Origin of the sequence: Enterobacter asburiae (assembly GCA_011754535.1) — a bacterium.
In the GTDB taxonomy this organism is placed as follows: Bacteria; Pseudomonadota; Gammaproteobacteria; order Enterobacterales; family Enterobacteriaceae; genus Enterobacter; species Enterobacter cloacae_N.
This window is the reverse complement of sequence record JAAQVN010000001.1, coordinates 2,329,897-2,354,835: the sequence shown is the minus strand read 5'-3', so window position 1 is coordinate 2,354,835 and position 24,939 is coordinate 2,329,897. Positions and strand designations below refer to the sequence as shown.

The following is a 24,939-nucleotide window of genomic DNA, read 5'->3' as shown; positions in this document are numbered from 1 at the left end:
GCTATGACGGACTGGCATACACGAGCCATTATCTACCAGATTGATACCGCGCTTTTTTACGATATAAACGGCGATGGCTGCGGGGATATCGCCGGGATAGCGGCCAAGCTGCGCTATATTCGCCGCATGGGGGCGACGGTTATCTGGATCACCCCGTTTTACCTCACGCCCTTTCTGGATGAAGGCTACGACGTCAGCGACCATCTGCAGGTGGATCCCCGCTTCGGAAAACTGGCCGATATCATCGCCTTTATCGAACAGGCCCGGGAGCTGGGCATGCAGGTCATTATTGAGCTGCTGATCCAGCACACCTCCGACGCCCATCCCTGGTTCCAGCAGGCTCGCCGCAGCCCCACCTCGCCGTATCGCGACTACTATATCTGGTCGGATAGCGACGACGACGACACGCCACCCATGTTCCCCGGCGTGGAAAAGAGCATCTGGAGCTGGGATGACGAGGCGGGACAGTATTACCGGCATATGTTTTATCGTCACGAGCCGGATCTGAACCTGACCTCACCCGCCGTGCTTAAGGAAATTGAGAATATTATCCTCTTCTGGCTCAAGCTGGGGGTGTCCGGGTTTCGCCTCGATGCCGCGTCCCACCTCACCACGCAGGCGGGAAACGGTGACGAAAAGAAGGGCCTGTGGATCCTGGAGCATATGCGCCGTCTTATCGAGCAGCGCAATCCGGACGCCATCCTGCTCGGTGAAGTGGACGTGGACGTTGAGACCTATAAAGACTACTTCGGCAATAACGACCGCCTGCATCTGGTGCTTAATTTCTGGCTCAACAAGTATTTCTACGTCAGCCTGGCCAGGAAAAGCGCCCGCCCACTGCGCAACGCGGTGAAGAAAATGATCGTCCCGCCCGATTCATGCTGCTTTGCCAACTGGCTGCGCAACCATGACGAGCTGGATCTGGAAGGGATTAGTCAGAAAGATAAACAGTTTGTCCTCGACACCTTCGCCCCTGACGAGGAGATGAACGTCTATCAGCGCGGGATCCGCAGACGCCTTGCGCCGATGCTGAATGGCGATCAAAAGCGGCTGGCGTTCTGCCACGCGGTGCTCTTCTCCCTGCCGGGCGTGCCGGTGATGCGCTACGGAGATGAGATCGGCATGGGTGATGACCTGGAGCTGGAGGAACGCTACGCCGTTCGTACCCCGATGCAGTGGGCAGGTTCGCAGGGCGGCGGTTTTTCGGCGGCCGATCCTGAAAAATTTATTGCGCCGATAATCGACCACGGCCCCTATCGCTATCAGAAAATCAACGTCGCCGATTCGCTGCTTCACCGCAACTCGCTCCTGCACCGGATAATCGATATTGCCAATACCCGCTCGGAGTTCCCCGAAATTGCCGTGGCGCCCTTTCGCCTCATCACCCTCGATCATGACGCGGTGCTGGGGATCTATTACGAGACCGACGAGCGCAGCATCCTGACCTTCGTTAACTTCAGCGACCAGCCCGTTCAGTTCACCGCAAAGGGGATCCGCCACGCCACCTGGACCGCCTGCCTTGAGGACAAACGCTAAGACGACGCGCTGGTTTGCGGCAAAACCGTCGAGCTCAGTATTAGCGGCTACGGCTACCGATGGTTCTGGACGCACCGCAGCGCGCTGCGCTGATTAGCGTTTCCGCCGGGCGATCAGACGGGTCAGCATAATCCCCGCCACCGCGAGCGCCCCCAGCGCCACCTTACCCGGCATACCGGAGGTGACGGACGGGGCGCGGTCTTTTGCTTCGTCCGTAAAACGCCCATGGATTTTGTGCAGGTCGTTAACCGGCTGGTCGAGATAGTCCCGGCGATCCGCTGCGTTCAGATCGTCGGTCATCTGGCCTTCCCAGGCCTTTTTCACCATCAGCCGGTCAAGATAGCCCGGGAAGAGAAATTGCCCGACGATGGACTGGATGGTGCTGCTGCCCACCCACAGCTCGCGCACCGGTTTTTGTGCAACTTTAAAGATGGCCCTGGCGGCGACTTCAGGCTCAAAGACCGGCGGCACCGGGCGCATAGCCCAGGCAAACTTATTCCTCGCCCATTCGAACTGCGGCGTATTGAGGCCCGGCATTTGAACCATCGAAAGCTGTACCCGGCTGTTCTCGTGCATTAGCTCGGTTCGCACCGCATCGGTGAACCCGCGGATCGCCGCTTTGGCTCCGCAGTAGGCCGACTGCAAAGGGATGGAACGGTAGGCCAGCGCGGAACCCACCTGAATAATCACGCCCCTGTCGCGGGGCACCATCAGCTCCAGCGCGGCGCGTGTGCCGTTGACAAACCCGAGGTAGGTGACATCCGTCACGCGACGAAACTCATCCGGCGTCAGGGTACGAAACGGTGCCAGCACGGCCCCCATCGCATTGTTGACCCAGACATCAATCGCCCCGAGGCGATACTCGATCTCATTAGCCGCATCCACTACCGCCTGGCTATCGGCGACGTCCGCCTGCACCGCATGGGCATTAACACCAAAGCGGCGCAGCTCTTCCTGGGTTGAGTGCAGGCTGGCTTCATCGCGGGCGATAATCCCCACATTGTAACCTGCCTTTGCAAAGTACAGCGCCGTGGCTTTTCCCACGCCCGCCGTCCCGCCGGTAATCACTATGACCGCCATAGAACCTCCGCGTGAATTTAGCCGTTATTGCCGTCCGACAGTTTTGTTACCAGTTCCGCGAGCGAGTAGTGCACCGCTTTCTCCACCACATCCTCACAGTCGCCGGAGAAAAGGACGGTGCGGGTTTCCGTCTCGCCGCGCACATTCCAGGCAAAGCAGACCGTACCCGCCACGGTGCCGTCATCGCCCCCTTCCGGGCCCGCATAGCCGCTGATAGCGATGCTGATATCCGCCCGGGCAATGTCACGGATGCTGGCGGCCATCTCGGTGACCGTCTGTTCACTGACGGCGGTGTAGCGCGCCAGCGTCTCAGGACGCACGCCGAGGATCCGCGATTTGGCTTCATCGCTGAACACAACCAGCCCGACATCATAAAAATCGGCCGTGTTTTCCTCTGCACACAGCGCCACCGAGAGCTTTCCTCCCGTGCAGGATTCCGCCGTGGTTAACCGCAGCCCGGCATCGGTTAATTTACTCGCCAGCTTTTTGGTGAGGTCACTCACGGTAAAATGACTGTCGTGTAAAAGATTGCTCATCTTGCCGCCTCTTATTTCTCAAAAGGAATGATTGAAATATGACCATTGCGCTCAAGTATGGCATATTTAATTCCACTCATTTCTGTAATGCCATTATTCTGTCGCGCTGACACCAGAATATCATCACAGGACACGTCGACTTTTTTTAGCTTATCCGCTAGCGGCACGCCGTTTTCAACCAGAATTACCGGCGTACCATCCAGAATATTCTCCACCGGTGAAAAATACTTCTTCATAAGCCCAAATATAATGTCAACTACCACCAGCGTGGTAATGGTAATCATCGCGCCGGTGACGGAGAAATCCTGACCCAGAAGCGCCTGTTGCGTCGCCTCACTAATAATCAAGAGGAGGATGAGATCAAAGCTGGTCATCTGCAGCAGCGCGCGACGCCCCGCCACTTTAAATACCACCACGAGAAACAGATAAATCGCCAGCGCGCGAAAGACCATATCCATATCAGCCTCCTACGGATAAATAAATTGCCAGATATTTATCTCTGGCTCGTTGTTGACGCGGATGACGGTGTTCCATTTACCGGCTCTGGAAGGTGTCGTGAAGTATAAAACTGAGAAATTGTCTGATTTTTGCAGGTAGTCATAGACCAAATAGAGGGTTTTTTCATGGCTATACATTTTGTCCGGCTGCGGCCAGACGCTGCCGGGCTCGTACACGTCGCTGCTGTCGCTGGTCAGGCTGAGGGTATAGCTGCCCTCCGTTTTCACCGGGAACGTGAACTGCATTCTTGACTCCGTCTCCCGCCTGCCAAAACGTTCATAGTTTATGCTCAATGAGTTAGCGGTATTGGTTTTGGCCGTCTCGCTCACCATTCCGCTGGAAAAAAGACCGGCAACCGCTGCGATGATAATAACCAGGAGGACCACAAAACCCACCTGCCGAAATGTATATTCGAACCTCAGCAAGCGATAACTCTCATCTATCCCGGGTAACTTTTCATTTTCACGCTTCATGGCCGTCGTCACCGTTTCGCTTATTTAATGATAGTTTTGATTTCAAAAGAGAATGTTTTTAAGACTTATCACATTTGCCACATAAAGGAATAGCAACAATACTTAATATGTCAAGACACTCAAAAATGAAGGATATCAGATGAAATTATCACTTATTTCCGCTTTTTTGATATTTCTGGTTCCAGCCGCATGGGCTGATAATAACGGCGGGTTACAAAAAGGTGAAGTACCGCCGCCACCCCACGCGCTGGACAGCGGATATCGTGGAACCGACGACGCGCGTATTATGACCATCGAACAGGCAAAACAAATGCACGATGGCGCGACAATTTCATTGCGCGGTAATCTTATTGACGGTAGCGGCGATAAGTTTGTATTCCAGGATAAAACCGGAAAAATCGACGTTATTATTCCCCAGGCAGTCTTCGACGGCAGAACGGTAAAACCCGATCAGATGATCAGTATCAACGGTTCGCTTGATAAAAAATCATCTCCTGCCGTCGTTCGTGTTGATCGTTTGCAGAAATAATTCAGCGAAGCGTTAACGCTGCAACTATCCATCAAATCTCACCCCTTGGCTTAAGGAGTCAGCTATGAGTGATACTACACAACGTACGAACGCTTACCCGCAACCCCCGTTCCCGGAACAGCCGCAAACGCCGCCGGGACTGGCATCCGAAATGCAGCCGGTACCCGACCACGGGGAAACAAGCTACAAAGGACATGGCCGCCTTGCCGGCAAAAAAGCGCTGATTACCGGTGGTGACTCCGGTATTGGTCGCGCGGTGGCTATCGCCTATGCGCGTGAAGGCGCTGACGTTGCGATCAACTATCTGCCTGAAGAAGAGAAAGATGCCGCCGAGGTCATCGATCTGATCAAAGCGGAAGGTCGTAAGGCCGTCGCGCTCCCGGGTGACGTCCGGGACGAAACCTTCTGTCAGAATCTGGTCGAAGAAGCCGTCTCGAAACTGGGCGGGCTGGATATTCTGATCAACAACGCAGGCCGTCAGCAATACCGGGAATCCCTTGAAGAGCTGACCACCGAAGATTTTGACGCGACGTTTAAAACCAACGTTTACGCCCCCTTCTGGATCACTAAGGCGGCTCTGCGCCACCTGAAAGCGTCGTCCGTGATCATTAACACCTCTTCCGTTCAGGCGGTGAAGCCCAGCCCCGTGCTGCTAGACTATGCCCAGACGAAGGCCTGCCTGGCGGTGTTTACCAAATCCTTAGCCAAACAGCTGGGTCCGAAAGGGATTCGCGTCAACGCGGTCGCCCCCGGCCCGTACTGGACGGTATTGCAGTCCAGCGGCGGGCAGCCGATGGAAAAAGTGAAGGAGTTCGGCGGTGATACCCCGCTGGGTCGTCCGGGGCAGCCCGTCGAGATTGCTCCGCTGTACGTTACGCTGGCCTCCGATGAATGTTCCTTTACCTCCGGTCAGGTGTGGTGTTCTGACGGCGGGGACGGCGTGATTTAAAAATGCGTTATCCTTTTCTCCCTTCCTCGCAGTGAGCAATAAATGAACAAGGACGTTCATCACCCGCCTTGCCTGAAAAACATGTTGTAACTCAAACAGATCAAATGTTAAAAATATTTTGCTATCAGGTTATCAAAATTAAACAACTTAACTTGTCACCCGCATCGCTCTGTTTTTAACATCGCCTATGGAAAAAAATGGTCTGTTCAGTCAGCGCATACGCTTGCGCCATTTGCATACATTTGTGGCCGTCGCTCAACAGGGAACGCTGGGGCGTGCGGCTGAAACTCTTAACCTGAGCCAGCCTGCGCTCTCGAAAACCCTCAACGAGCTGGAACAGCTGACCGGCGCCCGGCTATTTGATCGCGGTCGGCTTGGGGCACAGCTGACTCTGGTAGGCGAACAGTTCCTGACGCACGCCGTAAAGGTGCTGGATGCGCTCAACACCGCCGGCCAGTCCCTGCACCGAAAAGAAGAGCTCTCCAGCGAGGTGGTTCGCGTCGGCGCCCTGCCAACCGCGGCGCTGGGGATTCTGCCGCCCGTTATTGGTCAGTTCCACAAGCAGCAGCGCAATACTACTATTCAGGTTGCCACCATGAATAACACCATGCTGCTCGCGGGGCTTAAATCCGGTGAACTGGATCTCGGTATCGGTCGAATGTCCGACCCTGAACTGATGGGCGGCCTCAATTATGAACTGCTGTTTCTGGAATCCCTGAAGCTGGTGGTTCGTCCCGATCATCCCCTGCTTCAGGACACCGTGACGTTAAGCCGGGTGATGGAGTGGCCGGTAGTGGTTTGCCCGAAAGGGACCGTTCCGCGGCAGGCCGCTGAAACTTTGCTGCAGATGCAGGGGTGTACGCTGCCTTCAGGATGTATCGAAACGCTTTCGGCCTCCCTTTCGCGTCAGCTCACCCTGGATTATGACTACGTCTGGTTCGTGCCTTCCGGTGCGGTAAAAGACGATTTGCGCCAGGGGACGCTGACCGCCCTGCCGATCACCTCCCCCGGTGCGGGCGAACCTATCGGCATTCTGACCCGTGTGGATACCCCACTTTCCACGGGCGCACAGACGCTGCTGAGCGCCATTCGCAAATCCATGCCTGTTTGACCTCTTACCCCTCACCCTCTCCCCTTAGGGGAGAGGGAACTGGCCTGTGCGTTAATCAAATAATGCGGAATGATTCATTAACAATTGCGCAAAACAATTTAACAGTTTTATCATAGCCACGAATTCACCAAATGGTTCGCATATCATTTTATAAATACGAATTCACTCGTGTTAATCATTGCATTCCCCGCATTTATTACCCAGATGGTACACACCCAGCACGGCGGGGGATTTAAAGGAGACAGAAATGGCATTTGGCAGCGCGCCGCGCGGGGTACCTCGTATTCTGCAGTGGCTTCTTGTCGGACTGATGATGCTCATCGGTCTGGCGGTCGGCGGGTTGGGCTTTAAGCTCGCCACCGTAGGCGGAAGTATTTACTTCCTGATAATGGGCGTGGTGATGGTCGTTGCCGCGCTCCTAATTTTCCTCAATCGCAGCAGCGGGATCCTGCTTTACGGCATCGCGTTTATTGCCTCGCTGTTCTGGGCAGTAAGCGATGCGGGCTGGGATTTCTGGCCGCTCTTCTCTCGCCTGTTCACCTTTGCCGTACTGGCCTTCCTCTGCGCCATCGTCTGGCCTTTCCTGCGTGCTGCGAACCACAGCGCCGCGAACAAGGCGCCCGCTTTTGGCGTCGCGGCCGTGCTCGCGCTGGCGATGCTGGTGAGCCTCGGCTGGATGTTTAAGCCACAAAACCTCGTGGCCGCGAACGAGCCCGTTCCGGTTAAACCCGTCGCACCCGACGAGCAGCAAAAGAACTGGGAGCACTGGGGCAATACCACCCACGGCGACCGTTTCGCCGCGCTGGATCAGATCAACAAGCAAAACGTCAGCGATCTAAAAGTTGCCTGGGTTGCGCACACCGGCGATATTCCGCAAAGCAACGGCTCCGGCGCGGAAGATCAGAACACGCCGCTGCAGGTTGGCGACACGCTGTATGTCTGTACCCCGTACAGTAAAGTACTGGCGCTGGACGTGGATTCCGGTAAAGAGAAATGGCGTTATGATTCCAAAGCCACCGCCCCTAACTGGCAGCGCTGCCGTGGCCTGGGCTATTTTGAAGATCGCGAAATCGTGACAACGTCACAAACAGACACATCGCCTGCGGCCTGCCCTCGCCGTCTGTTCCTGCCGACCACCGATGCCCGCCTGATTGCCATCAATGCGGATACCGGCAAGGTCTGCGAAGACTTCAGCGACCATGGCACCGTTGATCTGAGCGTCGGCATGGGCGAGATCAAGCCCGGGTATTATCAGCAGACCTCCACGCCGCTGGTGGCCGGCAATGTCGTTGTCGTCGGCGGCCGCGTCGCGGATAACTTCTCCACCGGCGAACCGCCGGGCGTGGTGCGCGCCTACGACGTTCACACCGGTAAACTGGCGTGGGCGTGGGATCCGGGTAATCCGAACCTGACCGGCCTGCCGCCGGAAGGCCAGACCTACACGCGTGGCACGCCGAACGTCTGGTCAGCGATGTCTTACGACGCTAAGCTAAACCTGATCTATCTGCCAACCGGCAACGCCACTCCGGACTTCTGGGCGGGTGAGCGCACCGCGCTGGACGATAAATACAGCTCTTCCATCGTCGCCGTTGACGCCGCCACCGGACAGGTCCGCTGGCATTTCCAGACCACCCACCACGATCTGTGGGACTTTGACCTGCCTTCCCAGCCCCTGCTGTACGACCTGCCGGACGGCAAAGGCGGCACCACACCTGTGCTCGTCCAGACCAGCAAGCAGGGCATGATCTTCATGCTTAACCGCGAAACCGGCAAGCCGGTGGCGAAGGTAGAGGAACGTCCCGTTCCGGCGGGTAACGTTGAAGGTGAACGCTACTCACCGACCCAGCCGTATTCCGTGGGCATGCCGATGATTGGCAACCAGACGCTGACCGAGTCCGACATGTGGGGGGCGACGCCTGTTGACCTGCTGCTGTGCCGCATTCAGTTTAAAGAGATGCGTCATCAGGGCGTCTTCACCCCGCCGGGTCTCGACCGTTCCCTGCAGTTCCCCGGCTCGCTCGGTGGAATGAACTGGGGCAGCGTCTCCGTTGACCCGAACAACAGCCTGATGTTCGTCAACGATATGCGCCTGGGCCTGGCAAACTACATGGTGCCGCGCGCGAACGTGGCGAAAAACGCCAGCGGCATTGAGATGGGGATTGTCCCGATGGACGGTACGCCGTTCGGCGCGATGCGCGAACGTTTTCTGTCGCCGCTGGGCATTCCGTGCCAGAAGCCGCCGTTCGGCACCATGTCGGCCGTTGACCTGAAAACCGGCAAGCTGGTGTGGCAGGTCCCTGTCGGCACGGTGGAAGATACCGGCCCTCTGGGCATTCGCATGCACATGCCAATCCCGATCGGTATGCCGACGCTGGGCGCGTCACTGTCAACCCAGTCCGGCCTGCTGTTCTTCGCCGGCACCCAGGATTTCTACCTGCGCGCGTTTGATACCGCCACCGGGAAAGAGATCTGGAAGGACCGTCTGCCGGTCGGCAGCCAGTCCGGCCCGATGACCTACGTCTCGCCGAAAACCGGCAAGCAGTACATCGTGATTAACGCCGGGGGCGCCCGCCAGTCGCCGGATCGCGGTGATTACGTTATCGCGTACGCGTTACCCGATAAGCAGTAACAAATGAAAAAGGGACCGAAAGGTCCCTTTTTTTTGCCCGGTGGCGCTACGCTTAAACGGGCCTACAAATACAAGTAGGTCGGGTAAGGCGAAGCCGCCACCCGACAAAACTCACGGCTCAGAACGTCTCCCAGTTATCCCCCGAAACTGTCGCCGCCGGGCGCAACGGCGCGCTCGTCGCCACTGGCGCTGACGCCACCGCGCGGTTCGGCTTCGCACTGCTCAGACGAAACGCCCCGACCGCCTCGGTCAGACGCGCCCCCTGTTCTTCCAGCGACGCCGCCGCCGCGGAGGCTTCTTCCACCAGTGAGGCGTTCTGCTGGGTCACTTTATCCATCTCCGAAATGGCCTGGCTGACCTGCACGATACCGCGGCTCTGCTCGTCAGATGCGGCGGCAATTTCCAGCATGATGTCGGTCACGCGCTTAACCGCTTCGACGATCTCATTCATGGTGTTGCCTGCGGCAACGACCTCACCGGAACCCTGGTCAATCAGCGACACCGATTCGTTGATCAGGCTTTCGATCTCTTTTGCGGCGTTGGCGCTGCGGCTGGCCAGAGTTCGGACTTCGCTGGCCACCACGGCGAACCCGCGCCCCTGCTCGCCCGCGCGCGCCGCTTCTACCGCCGCGTTAAGCGCCAGGATATTGGTCTGGAAGGCAATACTGTTGATCACCGCGGTAATCTCAGAGATTTTCTTCGAACTGGTCGAAATATTGCCCATGGTTTTCACCACGCCGGAGACCATCTGGCCGCCGCGGCTGGCTTTTCCGGAGGCATCCTCCGCCAGCTTGCTGGCATGATGCGCGTTATCGGCGTTCTGCTTCACCGTCGCGGTCAGTTGCTCCATGCTCGCGGCTGTCTGCTCAATGGCCGCGGCCTGCTGCTCGGTGCGCGAAGAGAGATCGGTGTTACCGGCTGAAATCTCGCTGGTACCCCGGTAGATCTCCTCCGCCCCCTGACGGACGGTGCCGACCGTTGTTTCAAGGGAGTGCTGCATGGTTTGCAGATCGCGCGTCAGGCGGCCAATTTCGCTGCGTCCGGCCACGTCGTCCGGCATCGTCAGGTCGCCTTTGGCGATATTCTCGATACGTTTCGCTGCACGCTGCAGCGGATTAATGACGGTGCGGCGCAGCACAACGAAGGTCATGGCGGTCAGCACCAGCGCCAGCGCAAACGCCCCCACCATAAACATCAGGCCCAGCTGCGTGCGGCTGTGCGCCTGTGCCGTCAGCGCATTGGCGCGGTCGGTACGGATCTTAATCGCCTTCAGCAGAACGGCGTTATAAGCGTCATCCAGCGGGCGGGCGGTTTCATTTTCGTGGTTGATGATCGCCTCGAACATGCCGTTTTTGGCAAATTTGACCATCGGCTGCAGGCCCGCGATATAGGCGTCGTAGCGTGCCTTCAGGTCCGCATCCAGCGCTTCGTCCGCCGGGCTACGCACGGAACGATTCATATAGGCGGTAAAGCTATCCTGGGACTGCTTAATTCGCGTTTCCGCCTCGCGGATGTTCTGCTTCATCGCTTCCATCTCCGCGATACGGCTTGCCGCCCCGGCGTGGATCATATTGATACGCGCGGTTCGCAGATGGTTTGAGCTGTTCGACAGCCCCATACGCACCTGAATTTCAGATGTAACGTCCTGCTGATCGTTATCGGCCTGCAGCAGGAAATACCCCGCCAGCCCTGAGCTCAAGGCAAACAGCAGAATAATGCCACCGAGAATGGAGGAAAACAGCGGAACCAGCCTGATGTGATGCAGGAAGCCCAGCTTGCGCTGCGCCTGCATCGAAGTAGTGTTGTCCATGACCGTCGACTCTCTTGTAGGGAAGATGCGTAAAAACATGCGTGTTAAATAGTCATCGGCACGGTGGGGATTTAGATTACGGCTAAAAACGCCGCACTGGTCACACTTTAGAGAAGATTATTAAAGAAATGCCAGCGGCTAAAAACCGCTGGCAGAAGAGTTACTTGTCGCCGAAATGAATGACGGTGCGGATGGATTTTCCTTCGTGCATCAGATCGAACGCGTCGTTGATCTGCTCCAGCGGCAAACGGTGGGTAATGAACGGGTCGAGCTGAATTTTACCGACCATAGCATCCTCCACCATGCCAGGAAGCTGGGTACGCCCCTTCACCCCGCCAAAGGCGGAGCCGCGCCAGACGCGTCCTGTCACCAGCTGGAATGGACGGGTTTTGATCTCCTGGCCCGCCCCGGCCACGCCGATGATGATGCTCTCGCCCCAGCCTTTATGGCAGCACTCCAGCGCGGAACGCATCACGTTCACGTTGCCGATACACTCGAAGCTGAAGTCCACGCCGCCGTCGGTCATCTCTACGATGACCTCCTGAATCGGTTTCTCGTGATCTTTCGGGTTCACAAAATCGGTCGCGCCCATTTCGCCCGCCAGCTTGAATTTTTCCGGGTTGGTATCGACCGCGATGATACGACCGGCCTTCGCCTGGACTGCGCCCTGAATCACCGCCAGACCAATGCCGCCAAGACCAAAAACCGCCACGGTGTCGCCCTCTTTGACTTTTGCCGTGTTATGCACCGCGCCAATGCCAGTGGTTACGCCGCAGCCCAGCAGGCAGACTTTATCCAGCGGCGCCTGAGGGTTCACCTTCGCCAGGGAGATCTCCGCGCAAACGGTGTATTCGCTGAAGGTACTGGTACCCATGTAGTGATAGATTGGCTCACCGTTGTAGGAGAAACGGGTGGTGCCGTCCGGCATCAGCCCTTTCCCCTGGGTGGCGCGAACGGCCTGGCAGAGGTTAGTTTTGCCGGATTTACAAAACTTACACTCGCCGCATTCCGCGGTATACAGCGGGATAACGTGATCGCCAGGCTTCAGGCTGGTCACGCCCTCGCCCACTTCCACCACAATCCCGCCGCCTTCATGACCCAGCACCGCCGGGAAGACGCCTTCCGGATCGTCACCGGAGAGGGTAAACGCATCGGTATGGCACACGCCGGTATGGGTGATTTTGATCAGCACTTCGCCTTTTTTCGGCGGTGCTACGTCGATTTCGACGATTTTCAGCGGCTGGCCGGGGCCAAATGCGACAGCAGCGCGAGATTTCATAGTGACGTCCCTTATTGTGAAGTGTGTGAGTTTATTTTAGATAAGAGCGCAGCAAATGGCCGACTTCCGCCATGCGTACGGCTCGCTGATCCGGCGTTGTGTCTCCCGTCACCAGCTCGTCTTTGAGATGAATTTCAACCATTTCGCCCATCAGACCATTGGCAGCGCCGCGCACGGCGGCAATTTGCTGCAGGATGGCCAGACAGGGGTCGCCCGACTCCAGCGCGCGTTCAAGGGCATCAACCTGGCCCCGAATGCGACGAACGCGAGTAAGAATACGTTTTTTATCTTCGGGTGAATGCGGCATACGCCCTCCTGATACTATAGGGGGGTATTGTATCTTTTAAAGCAACTTTATGTAAACATTAAGTTTTATATGGTTATTAGCCGGTTTCTTAACATGTTAAAAGTTTCGGTACGCAACTCTTATTCTCCCTGCCCTATTCGTGATATTAGATAAAAAGCGAAGAGGTATCTGAAAATGATTTTCTGCTGCCTGAATTAAATACCCGGCGACAGTCAGGGAAAATGAGGATGTGTCAAGATCTGAATACTATTCAGAAAAACGCAAACCATAAACTAGCTAAGCAGGACGTTTTTGTGTTAAATGGTGACATCAATCAGCAGGTGGTCATCGTGAAATTTTTTTGGCTAATTTTAAAACTCATAACAGCATCACTTTATGTGTTCCTGGTAGTTTTTAGTTCTGGATTTGTAGGTTCGAGTACAGCCAATGCAATTAATCTTGAAACACTTAACCTAAACTATGAATTAATTGCAAAGGATTCGGCGGCATACGCAATCTGCGCAACTGGTGCGACATTAGTTGTGCCACCTGTCTTATATTTAATTCAGCATTATGTCTGGCCTGTATTGAAGTTTATCGGCCTGAAGATTCGCTACTTCTTTCATGGATACTAAAACTTCGCAGGTTTTTAAACGAAGGCAATAACCCATCGCTAGACGCTCGATGAGCAGGATTAACTGACTGTAGGTTAGGCATTCAATACGCTTGATAATGTAGTAAAAGAAAAAACGTAAAGTCTCATCCTGATGAGCCGATAAAAACAGGGTCTTTTTTATTATAGGGAAATTACATGCGTAAACTCATCTCCTCCATTGGGCTCATAGCGGGTATGGCTGCAGCCTCACCCGCAGTTCACGCCAGCACGTTGACACAAAGTTTGACCCGTTGCGACTCAACCTTTTTCAGCGAGATTTATCATCAGCGAGCCAAACTCAGCCGCTTAGCCCCCTTAACGCTTAACAAGCATTCGCAGGCCTGGTTCAAAGCCCCTGAAGACGGCAATCGCAACGTCTGGTTTACCCAACCACTGCATGAATTAAATCTGACGGTATCGGGATATTATATACAAACCAGCAATCTCGATGAAATCAATTACGGTAAGTACTATTACTGGGGACTAATTTTCAAAGAGTCACCGGAAGAAGTAATGTCCAAACTCGATCGTTTATCCTGGAAAAAGGCGGGAGACGATTATGTTTCTCAGACGATGATTAAAATCAACCCAAACAGTGACTGGGAAGACAACGCGCAGGCGGTGTCAGGTATTGCTCCGGCAAAAGAAAGTACCGAAAAGCTGTTAATGCTCAGCAAAGGTAAAGACGGGACATTATTGCTCTGTACCGTTCAGGGGAATGTAACGCCTGACATGCTGACGACATTACGACCTGATTTATCCGCAGGGGGTGCGAAATGAAAAAGCTAACATGGCTGGTATTACTTATGCTGACAGGTTGTACCGGGATAGGTAAACCCCTGCTGCAGTCTACGCCCAAGCCACCGGCTGGCGTCATAAAAATTCTTGAAGATCAAAAAGTCACTTCATATATCGATCTTCGGGTGATTTCAACTTATCAGGGTAACGACCACTTGCGCCGCTTTTATTTCATCAATAACTACGCCGAGCAGGAACTCATCATAAAAAATCCTCCCGTCTACGTAGCGAGTTCCCGGGCAATCGACGTGATTAATTGCGACAAAAACGAGCGTGCCATTATGGCGCGAACCTATTTTTCCAAACCGTTCGCGGAAGGCGATGTCATACATGTGTCACAGGATGTGGGGCAATGGGAAAGTTTCCCGAAAGGCTCTCTTTTTGGGATAATAGCTGAAAGCATGTGCAGTATTCCCGTTGAAAAACTCAAGCCAGAGCCGGCGAAAGAAAGTCGCAAACCGTTACTGGATTGATAGAACCTTCACGACCTAAGCTTCTATGGACAAACTAACAACACTCTACATTAAAGCGCGCGCTGGGCTGTCCCCCTACGAAAAAACGCCCGAATCCTTATTGATAAAAATGGCAAAGCAATGTGGTCGCAATGAGATAGCCGCTATCCATATCAGGCTCAAACAGTTCCGCTCAGAGCTTGCGATGGCTGAAGAATGGGACGGTGATGAGCAGGACATGATATGGGAAGCAATTGACGAGCACTGTAAGTTGTTAGGGCTGATCGCTGACAAATAGTCCACCTTTTTCGGAGGACAAATTTAACTTCATCCCTCAGTCCATTCAGCGTTGATAGCGCCGAAAATATTGTAATGCCAGGGGATCAACCTGGCATTCGTGTCCCAGATTCCTTCCCCGCACCTGCGTAATGACGCGGGTTAAAGCCAGAACAATATGGCCCTCACAGGAAAAAACTTTGTCAACGATGAAACTAGTCAGCAAGATCGGTCAGGATTATGTCCATTCGGTGAGGCAAAGTGGGTCATCAGGAGGATGCAATGAACGATGCAATCAAAACGGCCTACCGCGAGCGCTTCACGATGGTGTGCGACTATATCGCCAACCATCTCGATGAACCGCTTACGCTGGAGAAGCTCAGCGCGTTAGCCTGCTGTTCGCCTTATCATTTTCACCGACAGTTTCTGGCATTTAGCGGTCAGCCTCTGTATCGCTATATCCAGTGGCTGCGTCTGCGTCATGCTTCCTGGCGACTGGCGTTTAATCCTCAGGATAAGGTGATTGATATTGCGCTCGATGCCGGGTTCCAGAGCCCTGAATCGTTCAGTCGCGCCTTCAGAAACGCGTTTGGAAAAAGCCCGCGTCAGTTTCGGCAGCAGCCGGACTGGCTGAACTGGCACCAGCGCGTACCGAAAATGACCTTTCAGGAGCAAAAAACGATGGAAGTTAAGATTGTCGATTTCCCACAGACCCAGGTGGCAATGCTGCAGCACCGTGGCAGCCCGGATCGGGTTAATGACAGCGCGGCGAAATTTATTGCCTGGCGTAAAAGCACGGGCCTATCGCCAGTACACGAAAGCAGCACGTTTGGCATTGCCTGGGATGACCCGGCAACCACACCCGCAGACGCCTTTCGTTTCGATATCTGCGGCAGTATCTCGGAACCGATACCAGAGAATGAATTTGGCGTTTCCAGTGGTGAAATTGACGGCGGACGTTACGCTGTTGGCCGTCACACCGGTTCGCTGGATACCATTTCCGCCACGGTGTGGGCAATGTTTCGCGACTGGCTACCGGCCAGCGGCGAAACGCTGCGCGATGCCCCGGTGTTTTTCCATTACCTCAATTTTATTCACGAGGTGCCAGAACATGCGCTGCAAACGGATATCTACCTGCCGTTAAAGTGACTATCCCTTATTGACCGCCATTTCTGCCGGGCGGCACAGCGCTTGCCCGGCCTACAGTCCCCTGCCAGCCTGCGCCAGCGTTTGCAGCTCCTCCTTAAGCCATCGGGTCGCGCCCCGCTGGCCGCTGCGTTTATGCGAGTATATTTTCACTTCAAACGTGTGTATCGAAAACGGTAAAGGAAAAATCCTCAGGTCCGCTGCCGTCGTCAGCTTCTCAGCGGCAAAACGAGGGATCGCCATCAGCAGGTCGCTTTCCGCAACGATAAACGGTGCGCTCAGCATCGACGGCGTTTTGATCGCAATGTGCCGCGTATAACCCAGCTGCTCAAGCCTTAAATCCAGAACGCCCTGCTTCTCATTCCACGGCGTCACCACCAGGTGTCGGGCAGCGAGATAATCCTCCAGCGTCAGCCGCGTCCGGCGCGCGTTGCTGATGACCACATACTCATCTTCAAACCAGCCGATCTCCTCCAGTTCCGGATGGCGGATATCATCCGGCGTGCTGAAACCGAGTGCCAGATCCACTTCACCCGCCAGCAGTTCCGTCAGCGCCGGGCTGTGCGGCAGATAGCGCAATTCAAAACGCAGCCCCGGGGCAGCAAGCTGCAGCTTGTGCATCAGGGCGGGAAAAATGCACAGCGCGGTAAAGTCCGTAATCCCAATTTGTACGCTTTCGGTACTGCTGGCCGCGTCAAACTCCGGCTGCGGGGTAAGCTCCTGATTAAGAAATGACAATGCGGAAGCAATGGAAGGCGCGAGCTGAGAAGCATACACGCTGGGGGACATACGATGCCCTTCCCGAAAAAAGAGCGGATCGTTAAGGGTCATGCGCAGACGCGACAGCGCATGACTTAGCGCCGAGGTGCTCATTGCCAGCTCGTCGGCTGCGAGGCGAACGGAACGGTGGCGGTAAATGGCGTCAAAAACGGGCAGCAGGTTTAAATCAAGACGTCTCAGAGCCGGATGCATAATATTCATCATTTGTTGATTTCATTGCACTTAATTCTTCGGACAATACTCCGTATGCTTAACGCCATCAATCGCGAACCATGCAAAAAAACAGGAAAAACAATGAGCATAACCCTTCGTCAGGCCCGTCCCGAAGATGCCGCGGCCATTTACGCCATGATCTATGAGCTGGCGGTATATGAAAAAGCGCCCGAAGAGGTCGTAACCACGCCGGACGAGATCCGGGAAACCCTCTTTGGTGCGGGCAGTAAAACCGAGGCGTTGATCGCTGAGTTTGACGGCAGGATCGCCGGCTATGCCGTGTTCTTCACCAGCTATTCGACCTGGCTTGGACGCAACGGTATTTATATGGAAGACCTCTATATTTCCCCGGACTATCGCGGTAAAGGCGCGGGCAGAGCGCTGCTGAAATATATCGCGCAGCTCGCGGTAAAACGGCAGTGTGGCCGCCTTGAATGGAGCGTGCTGGACTGGAACCAGCCCGCCATCGATTTTTATCTGAGCATTGGCGCGCTGCCGCAGTCCGAATGGGTGCGCTACCGTCTTGACGGCGAAGCGCTGCTCAAATTTGCCGAATAATGACCACCTGAGCCGTATGTTCCCCTCACCCTAACCCTCTCCCCAAAGGGGCGAGGGGATTGTTCGCTGCTTGCGTTTATTTATGAGGATCCCTCAGCTCATCAGTACAGTCTGAATAGATTAATAACGTGTGCTACAATTCCATAAATTTCATTAACATATTGTAGAGCAACATGAGTACGACTCCTTTCGTCCGCCCGCAACTCACCCTGCCCAACGGCGCTGATAAACTTCTGCTGCACTCCTGCTGCGCCCCCTGCTCCGGTGAAGTAATGGAAGCCATTCAGGCCTCGGGTATTGATTACACCATTTTCTTCTATAACCCCAATATCCATCCGCAAAAGGAATACCTCATCCGCAAGGAGGAGAATATCCGTTTTGCGGAAAAACACGGCGTGCCGTTTGTCGATGCCGATTACGACACCGATAACTGGTTTGAACGCGCGAAAGGCATGGAGTGGGAACCCGAGCGCGGCGTTCGCTGCACCATGTGCTTCGATATGCGTTTCGAGCGCACAGCGCTTTATGCGGCAGAAAATGGTTTTAGCGTTATCAGCAGTTCGCTGGGGATTTCCCGCTGGAAAAATATGCAGCAGATAAACGACTGCGGCCAACGTGCGGCAGCGCGCTATCCGGGGATGGTCTACTGGGACTACAACTGGCGCAAACAGGGCGGCTCATCACGCATGATTGAGATCAGCAAGCGGGAACAGTTTTACCAGCAGGAATATTGCGGCTGCGTGTATTCCCTTCGGGACAGCAACCTGCACCGCAAGTCTCAGGGCCGCCCGCTTATCCGGATTGGAAAACTGTATTACGGCCAGGATGAGAACGAAAAATAACGCTCTCATCTCGTGTAGATATATCCGAAAACAGGTCAATCCCCTCCGAAATTTAGCGTTACGCCTCTCATCTTTTCAAAGAGAGGCTATCCTTTAACTATCAACAAAAGGAGGCAAAAATGTCTGATTTCGGTACTGATAAAAACACCCAGTTTGCTGAAGACAAAGCAAAAAATAAATTTGATGAGCTTGCAGGTTCAGCCCAGCAGCAGTTCGGTGAATTTGTTGATTCACCAAAACACCAGGTAAAAGGCGCTGCGAAAAAATATGCGGCTCAGGCCAGCGATGCCGTCTCTGACGTCACTGAAGCGGTCAGAAATAATCCGCTGACCGGTCTCATCGCAGCGGGTGCCGTCGGTATTGTGCTTGGCTTGTTGCTGGGACGTAAATAATCAAGGCCCTTCGGGGCTTTATTTTTTAGCTGAACAATCTCACCATACGGTCTAACTCCTCCTCTTTCACGGCGCGCGAAAGATAATATCCCTGAAAGTTTTTCACACCCAGCTCAACTAATTTTTCAAATTTCTCTTCACTGTCAACGCCCTCTGCAATGCAAGCCGTTCCTGTCATGTCGCTGTAAATCTGTATCGCTTTAATCAGATTATAATCGTTGTCGTTCGCCACAAAATGATCGACGATGTCCCGGTCCAGCTTTAGCCCATCAAAATGCACCTGCCTGACGGGGAACATGGCGTGATGGCTTGAGAAGCAGTCGTCAAGAAACAGTCTGCACCCCGTATTACGCAGATGGCGCATGGTTTCAGGGATATTTTTGTCTTTCGTAACATCAATATCTTCCGCGAATTCAAAGACCAGCTTTTCCGCCCACTGGGGGTTGAGCAGCATGCCGATGGCTTTCCTGGCCATCTCTGGCAGTGCATTCCCGGACGCCAGGCGAGGCGGTATATTCACTGAAAAATAGAACTTACCATTATATTTATTAATCCCGGAAACGGCGGCATGAATCACCAATGCCGTAATTTTTAGCCATACTTCATAATTATCGATATCATTCAAAAAACGGGCGGGCTTGACTATTTTTCCGTTTTTATTCCAGCGAATGAGTATCTCAAACCCCACTCCTTTTTTGTCACAATCGGTAATAATTTGATAAGCGGGGAATATTTCCCTTTTTACCAGCGCATTAAAAACCTCCGCTTCTTTATCCGTGAAGTCCACTCTTTGACTTTGGCTTTTAATCCGCTTTTCCACTTTGAATGTGTGCGGTTCATTCAACCATTGTTTAATATAATGTAATTTCTGCAAACCTTCTTTACGATGGGTATAAACCGTTTTATTAGAAAGCCTCAGTCTGTCGCACATATCTTTTATGGACATGCCGCGATAGAAATTTAATAAAACATCAACCTCTCTTCTTGTCAGCCATTTAAGGTTTTCACGCGGCGAGCAATCCAGATAGTAATCGCGTAATAAGCGCGAGCGGTCTCTAAACCCATTATTGTGGGTGTGGAAGCAGGTTATTACATCAGAAACGCTGGCTATACGAATCAGTGATAATTGATAGCTGTTATTTAAAAGGCTACCCAGAGTTCGATAGAGCCAGCTGTCGGGTATATCACCATACAGGGTTACACAACGAATAACAGGAAGTGCATTGAGTACGGAAGCCAGTCGCGTCAGGCTCTCCAGCAGAGTTACCGTACCTTTTCCCAGGAACACTACGATGTGAGCATTCTGATGAATAAGGATATTTTCCTTGTCCAGTTGAGATAGCTCATCTCCATCAAAATGAATATGCGCAGCCTCTATTCCGTACTTTTTGAGCAGCAGGCGATACCCCTGAAACGTAAAACCGCAGGTTGAAATGACAAATCTTTGCTCATTGCTCGCGACATTCCTGAGAGAAACTTTATGGGTCATAACCTGCTCCTGGGCACGAAAGCGCCATTATTATTATGAATATGTAAACCAACAGCGGTGTGTATAATAATTTTACAATACACCTCCAGGTTAAGATACTGTTATCAACGCCACGCACCGGAACATCTTTGCGTTAATCACCCTTTTCCACGCACCGATATAAATATATGTTTCTTTTAAAATAACGACCGCAAGCCACTTTTTCTCAGGTATAATGAAAATTCCGAAAAAGAAGGCTGGATACTTCATCTATCGGCTCATCAAATACGAGAAAAATGCTATGGATAATCACATCTCATCCAGGGCCTTGCTACATCGAAGGGATGTTATAAAGAGCAACCCGCGATTTAGTGAGGCAATATTAGAGCACTACACAATCAATGACGTCATCTACAAAAAACAACCTTTGTTCTATAAGACAATGCTTCAGGAATCACGGTTTAACATTATCCTCTCCATGTGTTGCTTTATATTTGGCAATCAGGCCGAATCTGTTTCAGAGATTAAAGAGTTATGTTCCCGCTATAAAATAGCCAGCCCCAACAGCGTAATTGCGATCATTACTATACTTCGAACCACGGGGCGCATCAGGACCTGGCGCTGTACGGAAGATCGGCGTAAAACAAGAATTGCCCCAACCGAAAAAGGATTGAATGAACTCAAGCGCTATATGTCCGGTGCATTTTTGCCCGTCAGCACTCTTTACCCGACGTTTAATATTGATGTAAACCTGCTCGATAATGACACGTTGAGAAATAATTTCTTCCGCCGCGCGGCGGAGTATCTCTTTCGTGGATTAACGTTCAGAAAAGTTTTACCGGAGGTAGGGTTATTTATAGATAAGGACGGAGGCCGCATGATTATGCTGTATCTTTACCTGCAGGCCATAAAAAACAAATCTGCCCATGGCGCGGTTATTGAATATTCCGCCAGCACGCTCGCGAAAGAATTCTTTGTCTCCCGGATCCACGTCAACCGAATTATCAAATCGGCGCAAGAGGCAGGCTATCTGAAAGATCGCGGTGACGGTCGCCTGTCGGTGTATCCGGCGTTTTTCGAACTGGTCGAAAACTATGCCGGATTATATTTCGCCTACGTCACACATTACATTAACGTGGTGCCGAAGGAGCGACGCCACCCAAACATCGTAACGTCAACGGTATAATGCAGATGGCGTTCGGTATCCCGAACGCCAACCCTTATCTCTCGCGCAGCGCCTCTTTTGCCTTGTTCAGCGGTTTCAGCAGATAATCCAGGATAGTTTTGCTGCCGGTTTTGATATCAACGGTAGCAATCATGCCCGGAAAGACCGGAAAGGCTTTGCCCTGCTTATTGGTCAGATGGTTACTGTCGGTACGGATGTAGACGCGGTAGTAGTAGACATCTCGTTTCACCTCGTCCTGCAACGTGTCCGGTGAAATCATGGTCACCTCGCCCTCCAGCCCGCCGTAAATGGAGTAGTCATAGGCCGTAATTTTCACCAGCGCTTTCTGGCCGGGGTGGATAAACGCAACATCACGCGGCGAGATTTTCGCCTCAACCACCATCTGGTCGTCCAGCGGCACCAGGCTCATCAGCTTGCCGTTCGGAGGGATAACGCCGCCCACGGTCGTAACGTCAATATCCTTCACGATCCCGCGCACCGGCGCGTTGAAGGTCAGCCGGGTCAGGGAGTCCTCACGCCCTTTCATCACCGAACGCTGGGCTTCAATCTCCGCGTTGGCTTTCGCCAGCTCTTCGCGGGCGCGGACGTAATACTGGTTTTTCATCTCGGTAATTTTGTTCTCAAGCTCATTTTTTTGACGCTCAAGACGTAACACCTCAACCTTGCTGGCCGCCCCCTGGGTGACCAGCGGACGGGTCAGCGACAGCTCGCGCTGGACCAGCTCGGCGCCCTGACGTAAGCCGGCCAGCCCTTTTTCAAGGCTCTCGCGACGGGACTGATAAAGCGCCGTTTCCTGTTTAACCAGCTCAACGTCATCGTCCAGCTCCTCGGGAAACGCGAGCTCCGTGTCGTTGACTTCGGCCTTCAGACGCGCAGCCGTTGCCAGCGCCGCGTTCAGACGAGACTCGCTCTCCAGCACGCTGGACTCGGTTTTGGTCCGGTCAAGCTGTGCCAGCTGCTGACCGCGTTCCACAATGTCACCTTCGCGCACCATCAGGCTGTAAATAATCCCCCCTTCCAGGGACTGAATCACCTGCTCGTGGGAAGACGGTATCACCTTGCCGCTGCCGGTCGTGACTTCATCCAGCTGGAACAAGCTCGCCCAGGCGATAAACACCGCCAGCAGGGCGAACAGCGACCATGCCACCAGTGACGATCGCGGCAGGCGAGGCTCTTTCAGACGGCTGTTAAAACGGGAGAAATCGTTCATGCCACGCCCTCCGTTTTCATGGTAACAGTACGCTGCGCTGCTTTCTGCGGCGCCATACCGTGCTGATGCAGGATCGCGTCGCGCGGGCCGTCCATCACCACTTTGCCGTTTTCCAGCACGATGATGCGGTCGACCAGGTCCAGAATCGGCAGGCGATGGGTTGCCACCACCAGCGTCCGGCGCTTGCCCAGCCATTTGTGAAGATGTTGTATAAACTGCTTCTCGCTCATTTCGTCCAGCCAGGCGGTAGGCTCGTCCAGCAGCAGGATATTAGGGGAAGTGATCAGCGCGCGCGCCAGCAGCAGCGCCTGACGCTGGCCGCCCGACAGGCCAGCCCCGCCTTCGTTGATGATATAGTTCAGCCCCATTTTCTGCTTGCGCACAAACTCCAGCGCGCCGCTGTTGACCAGCGCCTGATGAATTTCATCGTCGGTGGCGAGCGGATTCCCCATCAGGATGTTGTCCCGCACGGAGCCAAAGAAAAGCCGGGCCTGCTGGCTAAGCAGCTGCATGTCGCGACGCAGGTCGGCCGGGTCCAGGTGATTGAGAGCAATATCGTCCAGCAAAATGCTCCCCTGCTGCGGCTCCTGCATGCCCGCAAGAAGCTGCAGCAGCGTGCTTTTGCCGGAGCCGTTACGCCCGAGCACCGCCACGCGCTCCCCGGCGCGGATCTGCAGCTTGCTGATGTTGAGCACGGTAAGTTTCTCTTCCTCGTCGTAATAGAACCCGACGTCTTCAAGTGCATAGTCGCCGCGCAGGTGGGCTTTGTGCACTTTTTTGCCGTGCTGCGGATCGTCAATCGGACGCTGCATCAGGTCGTCCAGCCCCTTGCGGGCCACTTTTGCCGACTGCCAGCGCGACAGCACGCCTGAGATCTGCGACAGCGGCGCGATAGTGCGCGACGCCAGAATCGAGGTCCCGACCAGCGCGCCGGTGGTCATGTCGCCGCTGATGACCAGGTAGCAGCCCACCAGCAGCACCACCGCATAGACGATGGACTGCACCTCCTGCGTCCAGGTGAGCAGCAGGCCCGTCAGCCAGCGCTGCTTCATGCCGACGCTGGCGGCCACGTCGTTGGTGTTGTTCCACTGGTTCTGGAAACGCTGCTCGGCGCGCATCAGCTTGATGTCTTCAATGCCCTGCACCGCCTCCACCAGCGTGGCGTTACGGATGGCGGATTCGCGCATCCCTTCGCTGGAGAGCTTCCCCAGCGGGCGCTGCACCAGCAGGCCGGGGATGAGCAGCAGCGGCACGGCGAGCAGAACCACCAGCACCAGCGGGCCGCCAATCATCCACAGAATAAAGACGAACAGCAGGAAAAACGGCAGATCGGAAATCGCCGCAATGGTGGTCGAGGTGATCAGCTCGCGCACCGACTCCAGCTCGCGGATCTGGGCGATAAAGGATCCGGTTGATTTCGAGCGCGCGCCGTTTTTAATCCGCAGCGCGTGGGCAAAAACGCGTTCAGAGATGCGCAGGTCGGCGCGCTTCCCCACCACGTCAGAAATATGCACCCGCAGCATGCGCATGATGAATTCGAACACGATGGCAATCATCACGCCGCCAAACAGCACCCACAGCGTGGCTTCCGACTGGGACGGTACCACCCTGTCATAGACCTGCATGGAGAAGACCATGCCGGAGAGCGCCAGCACGTTAGCCACCAGCGCCACCAGCATAATGTCGCTGTAGCGTCGCCAGTCCTTCAGCGCCAGCTGCCAGAACCAGTTTTTCTCATACGGTTTGATGTAGTCGTCCACGCGGGCATCCGGCGTGGATTCGAGGGGGCGTAACACCATCAGCCCCTTTAACCGTGCCCCGAGTTCGTCACGCGTCAGCGTCGTCTCCAGCCCGCCGTCCCCGCTGAACTGCAGGCTGACGTTGCCATCGTTGTCCATGCGGTTAATGACCGCGATTTGTCCGCCAGTGAATTCCGCCAGAAGCGGCAGGCGCCATGGATCGAGAGAGACCGCCTCGGCCGCCACCACACGCATCCCCAGCCCAAGCTGGCGCGCCATTTCCTCCAGCACCAGCTGGCGCGGAGACTGGCTTTCATGGTTAATCGTGACCCGAACATGCTCCGCGGAAAAGTCCAGCCGGTAGTGCTTCGCGATGATGAGCATGCCCTGCAGCCAGGGTTCGTACTGTGGATGTGTCTTCATAATGCTACGTCCTGTCCAGGGCGATAATTTCGCCCTGAAATGATACCTTTACGGGGTGATTAAAATTCGAACACTCTTTAAACGA

At 54.4% G+C, this 24,939-nt stretch carries 24 protein-coding genes and 1 pseudogene; 14 read left to right on the top strand and 11 right to left on the bottom strand.

Translation table 11 applies throughout. The features are described from left to right. The first annotated feature begins 3 nt into the window (after positions 1-3). A pseudogene (locus tag HBM95_11080) lies at positions 4-1,629 on the top strand (glycosidase). On the opposite strand, the gene HBM95_11075 reads toward HBM95_11080, so the two are convergent. The 4 genes from HBM95_11075 to HBM95_11060 are packed head-to-tail and all read right to left on the bottom strand — an operon-like array spanning position 1,630 to position 4,123. Continuing rightward, positions 1,630-2,616, bottom strand: coding sequence for an SDR family oxidoreductase (locus tag HBM95_11075; protein NIH43474.1), 987 nt, complete (start codon positions 2,614-2,616; stop codon positions 1,630-1,632). 17 nt (positions 2,617-2,633) lie between these two features. Beyond that, positions 2,634-3,152 carry a 2-oxo-tetronate isomerase gene (locus HBM95_11070; GenBank protein NIH43473.1) on the bottom strand — a complete coding sequence of 173 codons (519 nt, stop codon included), beginning with the start codon at positions 3,150-3,152 and terminating at the stop codon, positions 2,634-2,636. 11 nt (positions 3,153-3,163) lie between these two features. Further along, positions 3,164-3,610 carry a DUF421 domain-containing protein gene (locus HBM95_11065; GenBank protein NIH43472.1) on the bottom strand — a complete coding sequence of 149 codons (447 nt, stop codon included), beginning with the start codon at positions 3,608-3,610 and terminating at the stop codon, positions 3,164-3,166. Between the two features lie 9 nt (positions 3,611-3,619). Further along, entirely contained in the window at positions 3,620-4,123 is a 504-nt protein-coding gene (locus HBM95_11060) for a hypothetical protein (GenBank protein ID NIH43471.1), read from the bottom strand. 139 nt (positions 4,124-4,262) lie between these two features. Here HBM95_11060 and HBM95_11055 point away from each other — a divergent pair, with 139 nt between their 5' ends. From HBM95_11055 to HBM95_11040, 4 genes are all read left to right on the top strand, one after another. Beyond that, positions 4,263-4,652 carry a YdeI family stress tolerance OB fold protein gene (locus HBM95_11055; GenBank protein ID NIH43470.1) on the top strand — a complete coding sequence of 130 codons (390 nt, stop codon included), beginning with the start codon at positions 4,263-4,265 and terminating at the stop codon, positions 4,650-4,652. 64 nt (positions 4,653-4,716) lie between these two features. Beyond that, positions 4,717-5,601 (top strand): SDR family oxidoreductase, encoded by an 885-nt coding sequence (locus HBM95_11050; protein ID NIH43469.1) that lies wholly within the window; start codon positions 4,717-4,719, stop codon positions 5,599-5,601. Positions 5,602-5,788: 187 nt separating this feature from the next. Next, positions 5,789-6,712, top strand: a complete 924-nt coding sequence (locus HBM95_11045) for a LysR family transcriptional regulator (GenBank protein ID NIH43468.1) — start codon at positions 5,789-5,791, stop codon at positions 6,710-6,712. 247 nt (positions 6,713-6,959) lie between these two features. Next, a complete protein-coding gene (locus HBM95_11040) occupies positions 6,960-9,341 on the top strand; it encodes a glucose/quinate/shikimate family membrane-bound PQQ-dependent dehydrogenase (GenBank protein NIH43467.1) in 2,382 nt (793 codons plus the stop codon). A 118-nt stretch (positions 9,342-9,459) separates the two neighbouring features. On the opposite strand, the gene HBM95_11035 is transcribed toward HBM95_11040, so the two are convergent. The 3 genes from HBM95_11035 to HBM95_11025 all read right to left on the bottom strand — a co-directional run bounded on the left by HBM95_11035 (position 9,460) and on the right by HBM95_11025 (position 12,737). After that, positions 9,460-11,151, bottom strand: a complete 1,692-nt coding sequence (locus tag HBM95_11035; protein NIH43466.1) for a HAMP domain-containing protein — start codon at positions 11,149-11,151, stop codon at positions 9,460-9,462. Between the two features lie 160 nt (positions 11,152-11,311). Then, positions 11,312-12,430, bottom strand: coding sequence for an S-(hydroxymethyl)glutathione dehydrogenase/class III alcohol dehydrogenase (locus tag HBM95_11030; protein ID NIH43465.1), 1,119 nt, complete (start codon positions 12,428-12,430; stop codon positions 11,312-11,314). Positions 12,431-12,461: 31 nt separating this feature from the next. Then, positions 12,462-12,737 carry a metal/formaldehyde-sensitive transcriptional repressor gene (locus HBM95_11025; protein NIH43464.1) on the bottom strand — a complete coding sequence of 92 codons (276 nt, stop codon included), beginning with the start codon at positions 12,735-12,737 and terminating at the stop codon, positions 12,462-12,464. 227 nt (positions 12,738-12,964) lie between these two features. Between HBM95_11025 and HBM95_11020 the strand changes: the two genes are divergently transcribed. The 5 genes from HBM95_11020 to HBM95_11000 all read left to right on the top strand — a co-directional run bounded on the left by HBM95_11020 (position 12,965) and on the right by HBM95_11000 (position 16,046). Beyond that, positions 12,965-13,351, top strand: a complete 387-nt coding sequence (locus HBM95_11020) for a hypothetical protein (GenBank protein ID NIH43463.1) — start codon at positions 12,965-12,967, stop codon at positions 13,349-13,351. 176 nt (positions 13,352-13,527) lie between these two features. Beyond that, positions 13,528-14,151: a hypothetical protein gene (locus HBM95_11015; GenBank protein NIH43462.1), complete on the top strand. Its 624-nt coding sequence runs from the start codon at positions 13,528-13,530 to the stop codon at positions 14,149-14,151. A gap of 26 nt (positions 14,152-14,177) precedes the next feature. Further along, positions 14,178-14,642 carry a hypothetical protein gene (locus HBM95_11010; protein ID NIH43461.1) on the top strand — a complete coding sequence of 155 codons (465 nt, stop codon included), beginning with the start codon at positions 14,178-14,180 and terminating at the stop codon, positions 14,640-14,642. 25 nt (positions 14,643-14,667) lie between these two features. Continuing rightward, the gene (locus HBM95_11005; protein ID NIH43460.1) at positions 14,668-14,919 is read left to right on the top strand and encodes a hypothetical protein; all 252 of its coding nucleotides are present in this window, start codon (positions 14,668-14,670) and stop codon (positions 14,917-14,919) included. A 260-nt stretch (positions 14,920-15,179) separates the two neighbouring features. Then, positions 15,180-16,046, top strand: coding sequence for an AraC family transcriptional regulator (locus tag HBM95_11000; GenBank protein NIH43459.1), 867 nt, complete (start codon positions 15,180-15,182; stop codon positions 16,044-16,046). A gap of 51 nt (positions 16,047-16,097) precedes the next feature. On the opposite strand, the gene HBM95_10995 is transcribed toward HBM95_11000, so the two are convergent. Beyond that, positions 16,098-17,027, bottom strand: coding sequence for a LysR family transcriptional regulator (locus tag HBM95_10995; protein ID NIH43458.1), 930 nt, complete (start codon positions 17,025-17,027; stop codon positions 16,098-16,100). A gap of 90 nt (positions 17,028-17,117) precedes the next feature. On the opposite strand from HBM95_10995, the gene HBM95_10990 reads away from it, so the two are divergent. The 3 genes from HBM95_10990 to HBM95_10980 all read left to right on the top strand — a co-directional run bounded on the left by HBM95_10990 (position 17,118) and on the right by HBM95_10980 (position 18,828). Then, on the top strand, positions 17,118-17,594 hold the full coding sequence (locus tag HBM95_10990; protein NIH43457.1) for a GNAT family N-acetyltransferase: 477 nt from the start codon (positions 17,118-17,120) through the stop codon (positions 17,592-17,594). Positions 17,595-17,767: 173 nt separating this feature from the next. After that, positions 17,768-18,436: an epoxyqueuosine reductase QueH gene (locus tag HBM95_10985; GenBank protein ID NIH43456.1), complete on the top strand. Its 669-nt coding sequence runs from the start codon at positions 17,768-17,770 to the stop codon at positions 18,434-18,436. A gap of 119 nt (positions 18,437-18,555) precedes the next feature. Then, complete coding sequence (locus HBM95_10980) at positions 18,556-18,828, top strand: DUF883 family protein (protein NIH43455.1); 273 nt, start codon at positions 18,556-18,558, stop codon at positions 18,826-18,828. Positions 18,829-18,853: 25 nt separating this feature from the next. Here the strand turns inward: HBM95_10980 and HBM95_10975 are convergent, their stop codons facing one another. After that, entirely contained in the window at positions 18,854-20,317 is a 1,464-nt protein-coding gene (locus HBM95_10975) for an EAL domain-containing protein (GenBank protein NIH43454.1), read from the bottom strand. A 280-nt stretch (positions 20,318-20,597) separates the two neighbouring features. Between HBM95_10975 and HBM95_10970 the strand changes: the two genes are divergently transcribed. Then, the gene (locus tag HBM95_10970; GenBank protein NIH43453.1) at positions 20,598-21,482 is read left to right on the top strand and encodes a MarR family transcriptional regulator; all 885 of its coding nucleotides are present in this window, start codon (positions 20,598-20,600) and stop codon (positions 21,480-21,482) included. Between the two features lie 34 nt (positions 21,483-21,516). Here the strand turns inward: HBM95_10970 and HBM95_10965 are convergent, their stop codons facing one another. After that, positions 21,517-22,692 (bottom strand): HlyD family type I secretion periplasmic adaptor subunit, encoded by a 1,176-nt coding sequence (locus HBM95_10965; GenBank protein ID NIH43452.1) that lies wholly within the window; start codon positions 22,690-22,692, stop codon positions 21,517-21,519. After that, positions 22,689-24,854, bottom strand: coding sequence for a type I secretion system permease/ATPase (locus HBM95_10960; protein ID NIH43451.1), 2,166 nt, complete (start codon positions 24,852-24,854; stop codon positions 22,689-22,691). The genes HBM95_10965 and HBM95_10960 overlap by 4 nt, the downstream gene beginning before the upstream one ends. Between the last annotated feature and the right edge of the window lie 85 nt (positions 24,855-24,939).